This window comes from Limnospira fusiformis SAG 85.79 (genome assembly GCF_012516315.1).
Lineage (GTDB): Bacteria > Cyanobacteriota > Cyanobacteriia > Cyanobacteriales > Microcoleaceae > Limnospira > Limnospira fusiformis.
Genome location: NZ_CP051185.1, coordinates 393,872 through 409,580 on the forward strand (window position 1 = coordinate 393,872; position 15,709 = coordinate 409,580).

The window sequence follows — 15,709 nt, forward strand, 5'->3', positions numbered from 1 at the left end:
ACAGTCTGGCGCTGTCTCTGATAGTATTAATTTACGTGAAAAAAAAGGAATTTGCTTCGACAAAAACAGCCTGTAAAGTTTTGTTAAGCACCTTCTAGGTAGTCTCGCGCGATCGCACCTTGAAAACCCCATACTGCAACGTTTCCAAAGGTATAGGGTCCAACCCTACCAATTCCCCGTCAGGGGACGGAAACCACCCCCCCGCTTCGTGGCTGAAAGCGACCAGATCCAAGGTCCAACCCTACCAATTCCCCGTCAGGGGACGGAAACTGCCCATGAGTTATCCCTTACGATCCGCGTGGGGTGATCCTCTTCGTCCAACCCTACCAATTCCCCGTCAGGGGACGGAAACAGGAGATAGTCCTCCGGGAGGAGAAGCTGGACTGCTATCTGCAGTCCAACCCTACCAATTCCCCGTCAGGGGACGGAAACCAAAGGAAAGTGATCTGTTTTTATTTTGTCCATTTTAGTTTAGGTCCAACCCTACCAATTCCCCGTCAGGGGACGGAAACTTAAAAACTTAGTAGCCCTAATTGACAGCCGCAACAGATCTGTTGTCCAACCCTACCAATTCCCCGTCAGGGGACGGAAACTTCTCCTGAAAGTTGTTGGTATACTTCGTACTCTATGTTCTCGTCCAACCCTACCAATTCCCCGTCAGGGGACGGAAACGGGAAACCATGTCGTCCAGTGGGTTCATGCACACCACTGGAAGCTCTAGTCCAACCCTACCAATTCCCCGTCAGGGGACGGAAACTTTACCGGTCTTGTACTGCCGTATGAAGGCATAGTTAGACAGGACGGTCCAACCCTACCAATTCCCCGTCAGGGGACGGAAACCTTCATGATTGAGGACTGGAAGGTGGGAGCAATTTCGAGTCCAACCCTACCAATTCCCCGTCAGGGGACGGAAACCCGGTGGCGGATTTAACTTCAGGAATTTCAAAAATCTCATGGATGGTCCAACCCTACCAATTCCCCGTCAGGGGACGGAAACTTATTCACTATTTCTATCACTTCTGGACTATCTTTGTGGAGTCCAACCCTACCAATTCCCCGTCAGGGGACGGAAACACTACTGCATAAGGAGCAAACTCCATTATTGTGGGGGACTCAGTAGTGATGTCCAACCCTACCAATTCCCCGTCAGGGGACGGAAACACGCGAACCATGCTACTCCGGCAATGACCAAAGTGTAAAGTAGATAAAGTCCAACCCTACCAATTCCCCGTCAGGGGACGGAAACTTCTGGCTTATATATTAATTTGATTAATAATACTCCATTTTTGGTCCAACCCTACCAATTCCCCGTCAGGGGACGGAAACAGTTAGAAGATAATTTTCTAGGTCCTCTGATAATTTATCATAGTCCAACCCTACCAATTCCCCGTCAGGGGACGGAAACTAAAAAAGCGATCGCCTTCTGCTTAGAGGTAAAGCAATACGAGTCCAACCCGACCGCTTGTTGTACAATGTACGCCGGGGATGGGTTAGACTGATTGACTGAAGTTTCATTAGTAACCCGTGTTATCCACTGTTTTGCTTGTGTCCCACGGTAGTCGCGATCGCCGCCCTCAATTAGCTGTAGATAAGTTAGCACAACAGTTGAGCGATCGCCTCAAGGTGACTCAGGGTGGGGATAGTTTAACTGATTCTTTGGTGGGAAGTGCGGTTTTGGAGTTGGGACCGACTCCGCTATCTGCACAAATTCACCAATTCGCTGAGTATAGCCTGAGTTTAGGGATTCATCGAGTCCAAATTCTGCCGTTGTTTCTGTTACCTGGGGTCCATGTGGGAGAAGATATCCCCACGGAGGTGGAGTTAGCCCAAAAATCCCTGGGAACCGAGATAGAAATTCACCTACAACCTTATCTGGGAAGCCAACGCCAGCAGTTGTCTGTACTGCTGGAAAATGTTATGAGTGGTTACGATGTTGATGCTTGGATTCTACTTTCCCATGGGAGTCGCCGCGCGGGTGGAAATGAAGCGATCGCTCACCTAGCCCATAAAATCAACGCTTCTGTGGCTTATTGGTCTGTGGCTCCGGGGATGGAGTCACGGGTTCAGGAGTTGCTACAAGCAGGATATCACCGGATTGGGATTTTGCCTTATTTCCTGTTCTCGGGTCGCACTACTGATGCGATCGTTGATTTGGTGGCTAATCTTGGTGACAGGTTTCCCCACAGCCAACTACACCTCACGCCACCCCTAGACCATAGCCCACACCTGGGCGATTTGATTTGTACTTGGGCGGAATCTTGCCTCTAGGATACCACCTGCCTGCTGCAGTGGGTGGTGATTCTCATAATTCTTTCGGTTTTGAGAGGCGATCGACACTCCCTAATGGCTCTGTTGCCTTGGGGGTAATGGTTTCGGGGTTTGTAAAGTTATATTACAGATTCTCATAACCTCGCGCGAGTTTGAATAGGGCGATCGTTCAAGTAAACTGGAGCCAACAACAGAAAAGTTTTTGTTTTTGGGGGTTGACAGTCTGGCGCTGTCTCTGATAGTATTAATTTACGTGAAAACAAAGGAATTTGCTTCGACAAAAACAGCCTGTAAAGTTTTGTTAAGCACCTTCTAGGTAGTCTCGCGCGATCGCACCTTGAAAACCCCATACTGCAACGTTTCCAAAGGTATAGGGTCCAACCCTACCAATTCCCCGTCAGGGGACGGAAACTCGTTTCTTTTTAAGCAGTCCATAACGGACTTCTGGTAGTCCAACCCTACCAATTCCCCGTCAGGGGACGGAAACGTATACTCCTAACTATCGTTATAGCCTCCTCCTGGAGGAGATAGTGTCCAACCCTACCAATTCCCCGTCAGGGGACGGAAACAGAATTAATTGATGTATGTCCTTTATATATTATAAAGGTAACAGTCCAACCCTACCAATTCCCCGTCAGGGGACGGAAACACCGGAAGATTCCGGTTGTTCCGGTTGTTGTTCCGGTTGTTCCGGGTCCAACCCTACCAATTCCCCGTCAGGGGACGGAAACCTATTGGGTGCGGGCAATTTGGAGTGTTTGGGAAAATTAGGAGTCCAACCCTACCAATTCCCCGTCAGGGGACGGAAACCCAGTGATAATTGCCTGTAAGGGCAAGAGGAAGAGGAGGGGGAGTCCAACCCTACCAATTCCCCGTCAGGGGACGGAAACTCAACGTCTGCTAAATCTTCTCGAAGCAACTCAGCATAAGACTGTCCAACCCTACCAATTCCCCGTCAGGGGACGGAAACAGTTTTAGTAGTCCCCGGTGGAGCGCAAATCCCAAGATTGGTGTTGTCCAACCCTACCAATTCCCCGTCAGGGGACGGAAACAGTCATAACTCGGCGTTCGACAGGTTTTTTTGTACGCCAATCTAGTCCAACCCTACCAATTCCCCGTCAGGGGACGGAAACTTCTGTTGAGGTCAATAGATAATAACCTTATTACCTTGAGTATGTCCAACCCTACCAATTCCCCGTCAGGGGACGGAAACTTAAATAAATGCCCTGCGCTGTTTTTAATTCCAACTTCTTGTCGTCCAACCCTACCAATTCCCCGTCAGGGGACGGAAACCTATGAATGCCATGATGGTCCACAATGGAAATGTGAACATCATGGTCCAACCCTACCAATTCCCCGTCAGGGGACGGAAACTCTTATTAATGTAGTTAAATTCTTTGCACTGCTTTAACTAAGCAGTCCAACCCTACCAATTCCCCGTCAGGGGACGGAAACGGCGGTGGAAGTGGCGGCGGTGGTGGTCAAGCTGTGTCCAACCCTACCAATTCCCCGTCAGGGGACGGAAACCGTTTCCGCTATTTTTGAGCCAACCAAACCATGGAGCCAACCGGACGATCGCATTTCCCAGACGAGGAAAGCGAAACCGCAGAAATTAGTTAATTTGGAGAGCGATCGCCAGTATAATTTTCTGTGAGGGAATTAACTCAATCCATGGCACCAAGTTCATTGACACCAGAAACACACCTACCAACTTTCCCGGTTTTGGGATTACCAGTACATCTGGCTGATAATTATAGCCAGTGGCTGTCATCGCGGCTGAGTCAGGGTTTGGGAACTAATGTCATCACCCTCAATGCTGAAATGGCGATCGCCGCCGAATCTAATCAACCCCTAGCCGAATTAATCCGAAACGCCGACCTAGTAATTCCTGACGGTGCGGGGGTGGTGCTTTATTTAAAATTCAAAGGACACCCTATCCAGCGTTGTCCGGGAATTGAATTAGCCGAAACCCTCCTCCATCAGTTTAACCAGCTAATACCCTCTGGATTGGTGTTTTTTTATGGTGGAAAACCTGGCATTGCTCAAAAAGCCGCAGAGCATTTTCAGCACCGGATTAAAGGTTTGGCGATCGCCTCTTATCACGGCTATCTGTCCGACTCCGAAGAACAGGAAATGCTTGCCAGTCTCCAGGAATTACAACCTCAATTAATTCTAGTCGGTTTAGGGGTTCCCCGTCAAGAGTTTTGGATTGCTAAAAATCGCCATTTATGTCCTGATGCTGTGTGGATTGGAGTTGGTGGCAGTTTTGATATTTGGGGGGGAGAAAAACAACGCGCCCCCGCTTGGTTTTGTGAACATCATTTAGAATGGCTTTATCGTTTGTATCAGGAACCTTGGCGGTGGCGGAGAATGTTGGCTTTACCCTATTTTGCTTGGAAGGCTTGGCTCAGGTCTTGATTAGCCGATGCCACACTCCTCTAATTTTGCCATAATTGCCAGAATTCTCGTCAATCCAAACCCTCCTAATTTCCCCATTAATCTACTGGCGATCGCAATATCCCCCACCCTCCCCGACGGGAGATGACCGGGGGGTGCTTTGTCTATTTCAAACACTAAGTTATTGTACCATAACCAGTCATTCGGTCGCCGCCATCCCACCTTTTCCCCAAACAGCTTATAAGTCTCTATATCCGCACTGGTAGAACCCCCGATTTCTTGCCAAATTCGATACTGGACACTAAATCCGAATCGACCATTACTATATTGACACCAAAGCTGATCAATGGTGCGGAATATATCACAGGGTAACTTCCCCAAACTCTCTATATCCAAATAACCTTGACTTTCCCTATGGGCTACTGCTAAAATTAACGTGGTGGTTTCTCGGTCGGCATCCTTCCATCTGCCACTTTTCAGCAGCTTTTCTAGGAAACTATAGTCCGTAGATGGTGATAACAATGCTTTCAGGTCGTCTCGGACTTCCGACGCACTTGAAGCCCGTTTATTGCTGCTGGTCATCACCATTTTATCTAGTATATCTGCGAGGGGAGAATTTAGGCGATCGCCTAAATATTTGCGCCAATTCCATTCCCCATCATGAACATTGTATAATTGCCAGGGGGGTACTTGGGTTAATAAATAAATACAGGTCACACCCAAGCTGTAGATATCACTGCTAAAGTTAGCCTGTCCCAACGTTTGTTCCGGTGCCGCATATCCCGAGGAACCTATGCTAGTCCCCGGACTGGTTAAAGCCTTCGCTGTCGCAAATTTTGCCGCCCCAAAATCCACTAAAATCAGTTGCTGGTCCGGGTGTCTTCTGATGATATTATCCGGTTTAATATCCCGGTGAATTACCTGCTTATTATGGATAAAATCCAACAGCGGTAATAAACTCCCCAGCAGATTAATCACCTGTTGCTGGCTGAATTTTCCCTGGGTTTCCAACTCCTTTAGCAGCGTTTTACCCGGGATATATTCCTGCACTAAATATTGGCGATTATCCTGGGTAAAATAGGCATAAAGTGCCGGGATTTGGGGATGATGTCCTAACTCATCTAAACGCACCGCTTCCAGTTCAAACAGTTGTTTAGCTTTCTCAATTCCCTGAGTCCCCACCCCTTGGGGAAAAAACTGTTTAATCACACAAAGAGGCTTCGAGGGTTTGTCCTCATCAACGGCTTTAAAAGTGCGACCAAAGCCACCTTGACCGATAATGGCGATCGCCCTATAGCGTTCTTTTAATAACAGTTTAGCACCACATCGCTGACAAAACCTGCTATCAGGTGGGTTATTAGCCAAACAGTCAGGATTGAGACATTGACTCATTCACCCTCCCTCCTAGACAACCCCCTAACCTTATCTTACCTAATCCCAGTGCGATCGCGCCATCAACCCAAAACCGCCGCCGCCGAATCCCGGGAAATCCGAATTTTAGTGTTAGTATATTCCGGGGTCCATCCCTCCGTATTACTAAAATAGCGCACCGCCTTAATTCTCTTAGTATCCGTCAAGTGAAACCAGTGTTCCGTCCCTGCTGGAACATTAATATATTCTTCCGCTTCAATGACTAACTCCATTTGACCACCATCAACACCCACAAAACCAAAGACACCTTCCCCCTCAATAATATAGCGCACTTCATCATCAGCGTGGGTGTGGCACTGCTCAAACTTAGCCAGTAAGCCGTCTAAGTTAGGGATATCAGGATGTAAAACGATTAAATCCCTGGACTGATAACCAGCCGTTTCCTGAAGTTCCTTAAAATACCCATCCAGAGATTGTAGCACCTGTTGTTTTTGGTTGTCATCCAAACTCGCCTCACCCAATAGGCGGCGAATTTCTGGATCTTCTCCCACAGGCCATCTATTTAGGTTAACATTCAAAGCGGAAAGTTCTCGCCTAATATCTTCTAGGTCAGTATAGGTAGCCCCATTTTCCAGGTGTAAAATTGCCATGGTTGTCCTTGATAATCAGCGCCCGTCATTATAGCATATTGACATAATAGCCCAACCCAGAAATCATCACTTATGTCCGAAGATACATCAAGCAACCATCAGGAGTTATTAGAAATTTGGCGATCGCAAATTCGCCAAGCCGATATTAATAACGTTTTCTGTCACTGTCGAGACTGTGAAGCCGAATGGGTAAGTTCAGCCTGGGACGAAAACTGCGCCAGTTGTGGAAGCACAAATATCGAGAGAATATCCTGTTGGCAATTTCCCGATGATTAACAATTCCCCGTCGCCGAGAAATCCCCTTTCTTTGTGGGTTGTTAAAAAGGCAAGAGCCAGACATAAGCCGGGTTCTGTTGTCTCAACTGCCAATAGCAATCAAGATAGCAGTTATCTATCTGGGATGTCTGTTACCAGACACCTCTAGCGGTACACCATAAACGGGATCGGTAAAAGACCAACCGTCATCCCTGCGACCTTGCTCCCAACCGGGGTTTACCGAGCCGATACCTCACGATATCGCTGGTGCGCTCTTACCGCACCTTTGCACCCTTACCAGTGAGCCAAATTAGCCCCTTTGGCGGTATGTTTCTGTGGCACTATCCTCACGATCGCTCGCACTGGGCGTTACCCAGCAAGTCTGGTCTTTGGGGAGCCCGGACTTTCCTCAGATCCAAATTAATGAATCCGCAACCGCCTGCGCCAACTCTCGCCCTAGGGTAATTATAACAAATATCGGCATTCCCCGGTTAAATTTCCCCCAGTCTTTCCCCGTGTGGGTAATAATAATAATGGGAATGGCTAGACCAAATGGGGATTAACCGTGAGTGGGAAGTGGTTGCAAGTTTTCAAAAACAAACGCGCAGATCTCAAAGAGATTATCGCCTGTGCGATCGCCAATGCGATCGTTATCCTGGCAATTTTGCTCCTGAAACAGGCGGGAGGACTCCAAACCCTCGAATTGATAGCCTTTGATATTATGGTGCGGTTGCGCAACGATTTAGAGCCAGATCCGCGATTATTGATAGTTGGTATCACCGAGGAAGATATAGTCGCCTTCAATCGCTGGCCTTTATCTGATGAAGTTATCGCCCAACTTTTAGATCGCCTCTCCCAGCTACAACCTCAAGCGATCGGTTTAGATATCTATCGCGACATTCCCTATGAACCCGGACATCAATCATTAATCCAACAGCTTGACAACCCCAAAATTATCACCATCAAAGCCCTAGGAGATGCAGAAGTTCAGGGAACCCTCGCCCCTCCCACCGTCCCCCCCAGTCGGGTCGGATTCAATGATTTATTGCTAGACCCTGATGGAGTAGTGCGCCGCAATTTAATGTTAGCCACCATTGAAGACGAACCCTTCTACTCATTTTCCATGCGACTCGCCCTCAGATACTGGCAAAAACAGGGAATAGAACCCACCAATAGCCCCCTTCACCCTGATGGTATTCGTTGGGGGGCGGCGGAATTTTTACCCCTTGACCGCACCAGTGGCGGATATCAGACCATTGATGACCAAGGATATCAAATTCTCCTCGATTACCGTTCCCGTAAACCCTTGGCTAGGGTGGTGAGTGTGAGCGAGGTTCTCTATGGTAACATCCCCTCCTCCTGGGTAGAGGATAAAATCGTGTTAATCGGAACGATCGCACCCAGCGGAAAAGATCTATTTCTGACTCCCTATAGTCCCAGCCGCAGAATTTCCCCGAAAATGCCAGGAGTGTTAATTCACGCCCAAATGGTTAGTCAACTTTTAGATGTGGTGGCGGGAGAACGTTCTCTGTTTGTGTTTTGGCCACCTTGGGCAGAATTTGTCTGGGCTATAGGTTGGGGGGTGGTAGGTGTCATGGTCGTTGTCGTGGTGCGTCATCCCCTGGTGTGGATATTTTGCCCCCCACTAATGTTAGGGGTTTTGTGGATGGGGGGATTTTACCTATTTTTAAACAGTGTCTGGGTTCCCATGGTTACCCCTAGCCTTACTCTCCTGTTTACTTCTGTGATTGTGATTATTTACCTGGGATTTCGCGCCCAGCGACAGCAACAGGTGGTGATGGGATTACTCGGACAAAATGCCTCCCCGGAAATCGCCAAGGCTTTATGGAATAGTCGCGATCGCCTGATGACTAATGGCAAGTTACCCGGGGAGAAACTGGTGGCTACTATGCTATTTACTGATATCCGCAATTTTAGCACAATTTCCGAGCAAATACCCCCAGAACAATTAATCGAATGGCTGAATGAGTATCTGGCTACCTTAACTCAATGTGTCCATAGTCATCGAGGTATTATCAACAAGTTTATGGGAGATGGGATTATGGCTGCTTTTGGCGTTCCTATCGCCCGCACTACGGAGGCAGAAATTGCTCAAGATGCCTATGCGGCGGTGGCTTGTGCTTTGGAAATGGGCGATCGTCTCATGGAGTTAAATAAACTTTGGCAATCCCAAAATCTACCCGTTATTGAAATGAGAGTTGGGATTTTTACCGGACCGATAGTTGCTGGCAGTTTAGGCAGTCGCGATCGACTAGAATATTGCTTGTTGGGAGATTCCGTTAATATTGCCTCTCGCCTGGAAAGTTGTGAGAAAGATAGACAGTCTGAACCCTGTCGCATCCTCATTGCTTATCAAACTTTAGTCTATCTTCCCGATGTATTTGAGGTAGAATCTTGGGGATTGATTCCTCTCAAAGGCAAACAGCAACTGATTGATGTTTACCGGATTTTAGGCTGGCAATCTCCACCTCAACCATAGGAACCCAGACAATATTCATTTCTAGGCTTTTTTGTCTTCTTTAACAACCCCTCCACTTGAGACAATAATAAATCCAAATTAATGGGTTTGTAAATGATACCATCCACATCAATCTGTGCCTGTTCTCTTTCTTCCAAATAGCCACAAGCCGTCATAATCAAGACCGGAATAAACGGGATGGTTGGTTGACACCTCAAGATTTTTATCACCTCATAACCGCTCATTTTTGGCATCATCAAATCCAAGATAATTAAGTCCGGCGGTGATGACTCAACCATCTGCAATGCCACCTGACCACTCTCGGCTGTTTGCACGTTGTAGCCAGCATCTTGCAGCAGAATTTCTACTAATAATCTGCCATCTATGGAGTCATCTACTATCAGGATATTAGCCGGGTTTTGGGGGATTACACTATCATAAATATTCATAGTCATTTTGTTGACAATATCCAACCAAATTTTCTGCAATTTACCCAGACAAAGCCAGGGGGAAAACTCTTAACTTATATCTGGGTTATTAGTATCATCGAGATGGCACGGAATTTGATGGTAGCCGATTTACAGTTACCCATTCCATACTCAATAACTTATAATATACAATACCCCCATCTATCCTCTATCTAGGGAAGTATAAAAATACCTATGTCAAGATTTGATGTCAACGCACCTAAAAAGCGGCTGATTAACATAAATCAACCGATAGTGTCAACAGGGTAAAACCCATTTGATTAGAGAGGAGACAATCGCAGAAAGCCAGAGGGGGTGGGGAATAGGAATTAAGGCAATTATTCAATCCAGCCGGAACGTAAAGCCCTGACCGCCGCCTGAGTGCGATCGTCAGCACACAATTTATTTAAAATACTGCGAACATGAGTCTTAACTGTACCCACAGTGATATATAACTTTTCAGCTATTTCGGCATTACTGCGTCCGCCGACAATCAATTCTAAGACCTCCAATTCCCGTTCAGTTAGGGGACAGGTAGATAAAAATTCTTTATACTCTGGTTCAACGGCATTTATAGTAACAGTAGCCGCATCCTTATTTTCACCTGGTAGATTTTGAGCCTGTTGTAAGACAGTGCGAGCAATCACGGGGTCAATCCAGGAATTGCCTTCACTGGTGACTTGGATAGCTTCCATTAAGCGATCGATACTCACATCTTTAACACTATAAGAATCTGCCCCCGCCGAAAAAGCACCCATCACAGCATCTTTATTATCGTGCATAGTCAGAATCAAAATCTTAGTATTTTGTCCCCCTTTTACCCGCAGATATTCTTTAAACTGTTGAGTTAATTCAATGCCATCTATATCAGGTAAACCAATATCAACAATTGCCACATCAGGTCGAGTCAATTTCAACACTTGTAAACCCTGGCGACCGTTGGAGGCTTCCCCCACAACTTCCACCTGTTCACTCTGTTGTAAGGCTGTTTTTAAACCCACACGAGTTAAATCATGATCTTCAATTAAAACCACCCGAATTTTTTTCATGATTTTACCTCCAGAAAATTTTATCAATACCAGTAAATCAATCTTAGGGGAGTTGTAACTGCTTTGTCGGAAAACAGCACTAGGCAAAATCTGCCATAATGTGCTGGTAGGAGGCTGACCCTGAGTTATTGTCAGCCACGAAACAATGATTGTATCATTAATAGGAGATGGGTCATCATCTCAGAGACAAGGCGGGAGTATCTCAACCCGATTTGACCCATTAACTGTTAAGGTGGTCTAAACGGACTCGATAGTGTGGCAAACTTTAGCTTTTTGGATAATTTCTGACAAAATACAATAACTATGTATTCTTCTGCTGTACCCTCAACACACTCCCGCCCAAATATCTTAGCGGTTGATGATTCCCCAGAAAATCTATTTCTGATTGAAGCCATGTTAGCTGACGAGGGATACACGGTTTATTGTCAACCGGACGGGGAGTCAGCCCTAAAAACGATATTAGAGAAGCCCCCCCAACTGGTATTATTGGATGTGATGATGCCGGGAATTGATGGGTATGAAGTGACGCGCCGTATCCGCAATAATCCCAATCTGCCATTTATCCCGATTTTATTGATTACAGCCCATGATCAGTCTAGTGTAGTGGAAGGACTGGACGCGGGGGCGGACGATTTTATCCGTAAACCGGTAGAAATTGACGAACTCCTAGCCAGAGTGCGATCGCTACTCAGACTTAAACATAGTATCGATGAACAGGCGCAAATGGCACGCCAACGGGAAGATTTTGTCTCTCGTCTCACCCACGACCTACGGACCCCCCTGGTGGCGGCGGATAGAATGTTAAAACTATTCCAGCAGGGTGCATTAGGACAAGTGACCCCAACAATGTCAGAGGCGATCGCTACTATGATTAGCAGTAACCAAAATCTGCTACAGATGGTAAATACCCTACTGGAAGTATATCGCTATGAAGCCGATCGCAAAACTATTGCCTTCTCTAGCCTAGACTTGAGTGCATTAGTCAAAGAGGTAGTGGAAGAATTGACCCCCCTGGCTATGGAAAAAGGCTTAACCATAGATATAGACCAGGTGGAAGCGGGGATATCAATGGTGGGAGACCCCTTAGAATTGCGGCGGGTGGTGATGAATTTGTTGGGAAATGCGGTGAAATTTACAGATATGGGCAAAATTACCGTCCTTCTAAAGGTAGCAGCCACGCCGACCCATGGCACACCTGAGATAATTTTACAAGTTGAGGATACCGGAGAGGGAATGTCTGATGGCGATCGCGCCATTATTTTTGATCGGTTTCGTCAAGGAAACCATAAGCGATCGGGAAGTGGCTTAGGACTGCATTTGGTATCCCGAATTGTCGCCGCCCATCATGGCAGTATTGATGTGAAATCCCAAAAGGGTCAGGGTAGCTGTTTTACGGTCAAATTACCTAAAAAGTTGGCCTAAAAAATTAGTGCGAGTTTTCAGCATAATCTCGTATACTGGTACACTGCGAGACTAAAATTTTCAATTGAGAACCTACCCGCGATAACCATGAGAACCTACTACTGCGGACACCTAAGAAGTGTTAATATTGGAGAAACAGTCACCCTCTGCGGCTGGGTCGATCGCTATCGCGATCATGGGGGGGTGGTATTTCTGGATCTGCGCGATCGCAGTGGTCTGGTACAAATTATCAGCGATCCTGAACGCACCCCTAATTCCTACAGCCTTTCTACTTCTGTCCGTAATGAATACGTTTTACGCATCACTGGTCGGGTTTCACAGCGTCCCGAAGAGTCCATCAACCCCAAAATACCTGGGGGGGATATAGAAGTATATGCTGATGAAATCGAGATCCTCAACGGACTAGGAAAGCCTCTACCATTCCTGGTATCTAGTAATGATACCGAATCGGTCCGCGAAGAATTACGCCTCAAGTATAGATATTTGGACCTGCGACGGGAACGCATGACCCGTAACCTACAATTGCGCCATGAGGTGATTAAGGCTATGCGGCGCTTCCTGGAAGATCAAGAACATTTTATTGAGGTGGAAACCCCAATTTTGACGCGATCGACTCCCGAAGGCGCACGGGATTATTTAGTTCCCAGTCGGGTTAACCCCGGGGAGTGGTTCGCCCTTCCTCAGTCTCCCCAATTGTTTAAACAAATGCTGATGGTCTCCGGGTTCGATCGCTATTATCAGATCGCCCGCTGTTTCCGGGATGAAGATCTACGGGCTGACCGACAACCGGAATTTACTCAATTAGACATGGAGATGAGTTTCATGTCTCAGGAGGAAGTTCTCGCTTTAAATGAGAACCTGGTTTGTCATATTTTTAAGACTGTCAAAAATATTGATTTACCCCGCCCATTCCCGCGCATGACCTATAGTGAGGCGATGGAACGCTATGGGAGTGATAGACCAGATACCCGCTTTGGCTTAGAACTGGCTGATGTTTCTGACCTGCTGAAAGATTCCGGTTTTAAAGTATTTTCCGCCGCCATAAAATCGGGGGGGATTGTGAAAATCCTGCCGATTCCTGGGGGAAATGATTTGATTTCTAATGTGCAAATTAAACCCGGTGGGGATTTGTTTAAAGAAGCCACCGAAGCCGGGGCGAAAGGATTGGCTTATATTAGGGTGAAAGCCGATGGACAAATCGATACTATCGGCGCGATTAAAGATAACCTGAGTGATGACCAAAAAGCGGAAATTCTGCAGCGCACTAATGCTAAAGCGGGGGATTTATTACTGTTTGGTGCGGGGGATGTAGCCACGGTTAATAAAACCTTGGACAGACTGCGATTAGTGATTGGTAACAGGTTGGGATTGATTGACCCGAACCAAATTAATCTGCTGTGGGTGACGGATTTTCCTATGTTTGAGTGGAACCAGGATGAAAAACGCCTGGAAGCTATCCATCACCCCTTTACTTCTCCCCATCCTGATGATATTAACGATTTGAAAACGGCGAGGGCTCAGGCTTACGATTTGGTGCTAAATGGTACGGAAATTGGCGGCGGTAGTCTCAGGATTTATCAGCGGGAAATTCAAGAGAAGGTGTTTGATGCGATCGGTTTATCTACGGAGGAAGCCTACAATAAATTTGGCTTTTTATTAGAAGCCTTTGAATATGGAACACCCCCCCATGGCGGTATTGCTTACGGTTTAGACCGCTTAGTGATGCTATTAGCTGGGGAAGATTCGATCCGAGATGTGATTGCATTTCCTAAGACACAACAAGCCCGTTGTTTGCTTACCAATGCACCGTCTGGGGTTGATCAAAAACAGTTAAAAGAACTACAGGTGGCTTCTACCTATAAGCCGAAAAAATCCGAGTGATTTGGTGGTGGAGACCATCAGGATTTGCTGTTCTTAGCACAGCGATCGCATAAACCAAAAAATTCCAGGGTATGATAGTAAATCTTAAAATGGTGGGATTCTTGTAAGGTGGTTTCTAAATGATGCACTGGACACTCATCAATCACAATTGAGTAACCACACTCAACACAGGTCAGATAGTGTTCATCCTCCTGTACCAGACCATAAACAGATTCCCCAGTCCCTAATAGCCGCACATGAACCAAACCCTCCTTTTTCAGTGCATCGAGGGAACGGTAAATTGTGGCTAGTCCCATAGCCTGGTCATTTTTACGCATTTCCATATACAGATCCTGAGCCGAAAGCGATCGCCTCAGGGTTTTAAGTTTGTTCAAAATTCGTTCTTGACTACGAGTCCGACGAGTTTTCATCACTTCCCATTACCATTGCTCAATTTGGCGCTTATCTATAGGCTATCATTAATGATAACAATAGCAACCGCTGTCTACAACTATTATGATTCAAAGCCCTTCAAGTATCCAGTCCCCCAATCCGGTTTTCGCCCGTCACGAGACGTTTCACCCTCGGTTTGGCTGGCTAAAAAAGGGGTTTGATCAATCCGAAAAAGATGATCGTATTTTTTTGGCGGAAGATGCGCCAGTGCGTCTCGGTGTGGGGAAAAATATGGTGCGATCGCTTCGTTATTGGTGTCAAGCCTTTAAGATTTTAGAAGGCGATCGCTCCTTAGACCCAATCAGACTTACACCGTTGTTATCCCTCAATTTTTAGTCCAAGGCAGAGAAAAAACTTAGATTTTTGAACCTGTGAACAGGGGGATATGCACTGTGGGGAAACACTCCGAGATATGCGGTTGATTGTGATTGACCAATGGAAAAAAACTGTCTTCAGTGACGTTTAATCTTCCGTGAAAGCGATCGCACGTTGAGGGTTAAGTAGTGGGAAGACCTGGCGGGTGATCAAACCTCCAGCGTACCCCTGGTGCAAAAGGTCACATAAAATCTGGTTATAATTTGTTCAAAATCTATCAATTGAACAGGCAAAATATACGATGGAAATTATCAAACTCAAAATCCGGGCGGATGGGGAAGGAAAAGTTATTTTACAAGTGCCTCAAGATTTAGCGAATCAAGAGTTAGAGATAGCTGTTATCTATCAATCCGCTTCTCCACCTTCCGCCACTCAAACCCCAGACGAATTAGGCTGGCCTCCGGGATTTTTTGAACAAACCGCAGGCTGTTTAGCCGATGAACCGTTGGTCAGATATGACCCAGGGGAATATCAGGTGAGGGAAGAAATCGAGTGATTTATTTACTGGATACAAATGTCTGTATTCTGTACCTAAATCGTCAGGATGAGAAGCCATGGCAGGAGAAATTTTTCCCCACCAAGGGCGATCGCCTCGGGAAAACCCGGTTGATCCGCCAACAGATTGAAGCGATCGCCCTGGTGTGAACTCTACCGCTTCTGGAA

At 46.6% G+C, this 15,709-nt stretch carries 14 protein-coding genes, 1 other RNA gene and 2 CRISPR repeat arrays; of the genes, 9 read left to right on the forward strand and 6 right to left on the reverse strand.

Annotated features, from left to right (window positions below; genetic code table 11):
• Positions 1 to 157 precede the first annotated feature (157 nt).
• A CRISPR array of direct repeats spans positions 158 to 1,406; the repeat unit is 37 nt; unit sequence GTCCAACCCTACCAATTCCCCGTCAGGGGACGGAAAC.
• 118 nt (positions 1,407 to 1,524) lie between these two features.
• Both HFV01_RS02000 and HFV01_RS02005 read left to right on the forward strand, forming a co-directional pair.
• On the forward strand, positions 1,525 to 2,268 hold the full coding sequence (locus HFV01_RS02000; RefSeq protein ID WP_187758141.1) for a sirohydrochlorin chelatase: 744 nt from the start codon (positions 1,525 to 1,527) through the stop codon (positions 2,266 to 2,268).
• A gap of 375 nt (positions 2,269 to 2,643) precedes the next feature.
• Positions 2,644 to 3,795: direct repeats of the CRISPR family, unit length 37 nt; unit sequence GTCCAACCCTACCAATTCCCCGTCAGGGGACGGAAAC.
• A 144-nt stretch (positions 3,796 to 3,939) separates the two neighbouring features.
• Positions 3,940 to 4,686 carry a WecB/TagA/CpsF family glycosyltransferase gene (locus HFV01_RS02005; protein ID WP_193520787.1) on the forward strand — a complete coding sequence of 249 codons (747 nt, stop codon included), beginning with the start codon at positions 3,940 to 3,942 and terminating at the stop codon, positions 4,684 to 4,686.
• Here HFV01_RS02005 and HFV01_RS02010 read toward each other — a convergent pair whose 3' ends face one another.
• Together HFV01_RS02010 and HFV01_RS02015 are read right to left on the reverse strand one after the other, a co-directional pair.
• Positions 4,687 to 6,057 carry a protein kinase domain-containing protein gene (locus HFV01_RS02010; protein WP_108614696.1) on the reverse strand — a complete coding sequence of 457 codons (1,371 nt, stop codon included), beginning with the start codon at positions 6,055 to 6,057 and terminating at the stop codon, positions 4,687 to 4,689.
• A 62-nt stretch (positions 6,058 to 6,119) separates the two neighbouring features.
• Positions 6,120 to 6,686: a 1,2-dihydroxy-3-keto-5-methylthiopentene dioxygenase gene (locus tag HFV01_RS02015; protein ID WP_006623453.1), complete on the reverse strand. Its 567-nt coding sequence runs from the start codon at positions 6,684 to 6,686 to the stop codon at positions 6,120 to 6,122.
• 72 nt (positions 6,687 to 6,758) lie between these two features.
• On the opposite strand from HFV01_RS02015, the gene HFV01_RS02020 reads away from it, so the two are divergent.
• Complete coding sequence (locus tag HFV01_RS02020) at positions 6,759 to 6,962, forward strand: hypothetical protein (RefSeq protein ID WP_006623454.1); 204 nt, start codon at positions 6,759 to 6,761, stop codon at positions 6,960 to 6,962.
• A 48-nt stretch (positions 6,963 to 7,010) separates the two neighbouring features.
• On the opposite strand, the gene rnpB is transcribed toward HFV01_RS02020, so the two are convergent.
• Positions 7,011 to 7,393, reverse strand: an RNA gene (gene rnpB / locus HFV01_RS02025) — RNase P RNA component class A.
• A gap of 113 nt (positions 7,394 to 7,506) precedes the next feature.
• Here rnpB and HFV01_RS02030 point away from each other — a divergent pair.
• Positions 7,507 to 9,441 carry a CHASE2 domain-containing protein gene (locus HFV01_RS02030; protein ID WP_193520788.1) on the forward strand — a complete coding sequence of 645 codons (1,935 nt, stop codon included), beginning with the start codon at positions 7,507 to 7,509 and terminating at the stop codon, positions 9,439 to 9,441.
• Here the strand turns inward: HFV01_RS02030 and HFV01_RS02035 are convergent.
• A complete protein-coding gene (locus tag HFV01_RS02035; protein WP_438861257.1) occupies positions 9,432 to 9,908 on the reverse strand; it encodes a response regulator in 477 nt (158 codons plus the stop codon). The two genes, HFV01_RS02030 and HFV01_RS02035, sit on opposite strands and share 10 nt — an antisense overlap.
• Positions 9,909 to 10,225: 317 nt before the next feature.
• Positions 10,226 to 10,936, reverse strand: coding sequence for a response regulator (locus HFV01_RS02040; RefSeq protein WP_006670859.1), 711 nt, complete (start codon positions 10,934 to 10,936; stop codon positions 10,226 to 10,228).
• A gap of 303 nt (positions 10,937 to 11,239) precedes the next feature.
• On the opposite strand from HFV01_RS02040, the gene HFV01_RS02045 reads away from it, so the two are divergent.
• Together HFV01_RS02045 and aspS are read left to right on the forward strand one after the other, a co-directional pair.
• A complete protein-coding gene (locus HFV01_RS02045; protein ID WP_006623458.1) occupies positions 11,240 to 12,358 on the forward strand; it encodes an ATP-binding response regulator in 1,119 nt (372 codons plus the stop codon).
• An 87-nt stretch (positions 12,359 to 12,445) separates the two neighbouring features.
• Positions 12,446 to 14,239, forward strand: coding sequence for an aspartate--tRNA ligase (gene aspS, locus HFV01_RS02050; RefSeq protein WP_006623459.1), 1,794 nt, complete (start codon positions 12,446 to 12,448; stop codon positions 14,237 to 14,239).
• A gap of 17 nt (positions 14,240 to 14,256) precedes the next feature.
• On the opposite strand, the gene HFV01_RS02055 is transcribed toward aspS, so the two are convergent.
• Positions 14,257 to 14,649, reverse strand: a complete 393-nt coding sequence (locus HFV01_RS02055) for a Fur family transcriptional regulator (protein WP_006623460.1) — start codon at positions 14,647 to 14,649, stop codon at positions 14,257 to 14,259.
• Between the two features lie 85 nt (positions 14,650 to 14,734).
• Here HFV01_RS02055 and HFV01_RS02060 point away from each other — a divergent pair, with 85 nt between their 5' ends.
• The 3 genes from HFV01_RS02060 to HFV01_RS02070 all read left to right on the forward strand — a co-directional run bounded on the left by HFV01_RS02060 (position 14,735) and on the right by HFV01_RS02070 (position 15,691).
• Positions 14,735 to 15,007 carry a DUF4007 family protein gene (locus tag HFV01_RS02060; RefSeq protein WP_108614698.1) on the forward strand — a complete coding sequence of 91 codons (273 nt, stop codon included), beginning with the start codon at positions 14,735 to 14,737 and terminating at the stop codon, positions 15,005 to 15,007.
• 280 nt (positions 15,008 to 15,287) lie between these two features.
• Positions 15,288 to 15,542 (forward strand): hypothetical protein, encoded by a 255-nt coding sequence (locus HFV01_RS02065; protein ID WP_006618799.1) that lies wholly within the window; start codon positions 15,288 to 15,290, stop codon positions 15,540 to 15,542.
• Positions 15,539 to 15,691, forward strand: coding sequence for a hypothetical protein (locus HFV01_RS02070; RefSeq protein ID WP_006623462.1), 153 nt, complete (start codon positions 15,539 to 15,541; stop codon positions 15,689 to 15,691). Before HFV01_RS02065 ends, HFV01_RS02070 begins: the two co-directional genes overlap by 4 nt.
• The last annotated feature ends 18 nt before the right edge of the window (positions 15,692 to 15,709 follow it).

Coding starts and splice junctions, on each gene's coding strand:
- HFV01_RS02055 (WP_006623460.1), bottom strand. CDS start 14,649: ATGAAAACTCGTCGGACTCGTAGTCAAGAACGAATTTTGAACAAACTT.
- HFV01_RS02020 (WP_006623454.1), top strand. CDS start 6,759: ATGTCCGAAGATACATCAAGCAACCATCAGGAGTTATTAGAAATTTGG.
- HFV01_RS02045 (WP_006623458.1), top strand. CDS start 11,240: ATGTATTCTTCTGCTGTACCCTCAACACACTCCCGCCCAAATATCTTA.
- HFV01_RS02005 (WP_193520787.1), top strand. CDS start 3,940: ATGGCACCAAGTTCATTGACACCAGAAACACACCTACCAACTTTCCCG.
- HFV01_RS02010 (WP_108614696.1), bottom strand. CDS start 6,057: ATGAGTCAATGTCTCAATCCTGACTGTTTGGCTAATAACCCACCTGAT.
- aspS (WP_006623459.1), top strand. CDS start 12,446: ATGAGAACCTACTACTGCGGACACCTAAGAAGTGTTAATATTGGAGAA.
- HFV01_RS02015 (WP_006623453.1), bottom strand. CDS start 6,686: ATGGCAATTTTACACCTGGAAAATGGGGCTACCTATACTGACCTAGAA.
- HFV01_RS02060 (WP_108614698.1), top strand. CDS start 14,735: ATGATTCAAAGCCCTTCAAGTATCCAGTCCCCCAATCCGGTTTTCGCC.
- HFV01_RS02040 (WP_006670859.1), bottom strand. CDS start 10,936: ATGAAAAAAATTCGGGTGGTTTTAATTGAAGATCATGATTTAACTCGT.
- HFV01_RS02065 (WP_006618799.1), top strand. CDS start 15,288: ATGGAAATTATCAAACTCAAAATCCGGGCGGATGGGGAAGGAAAAGTT.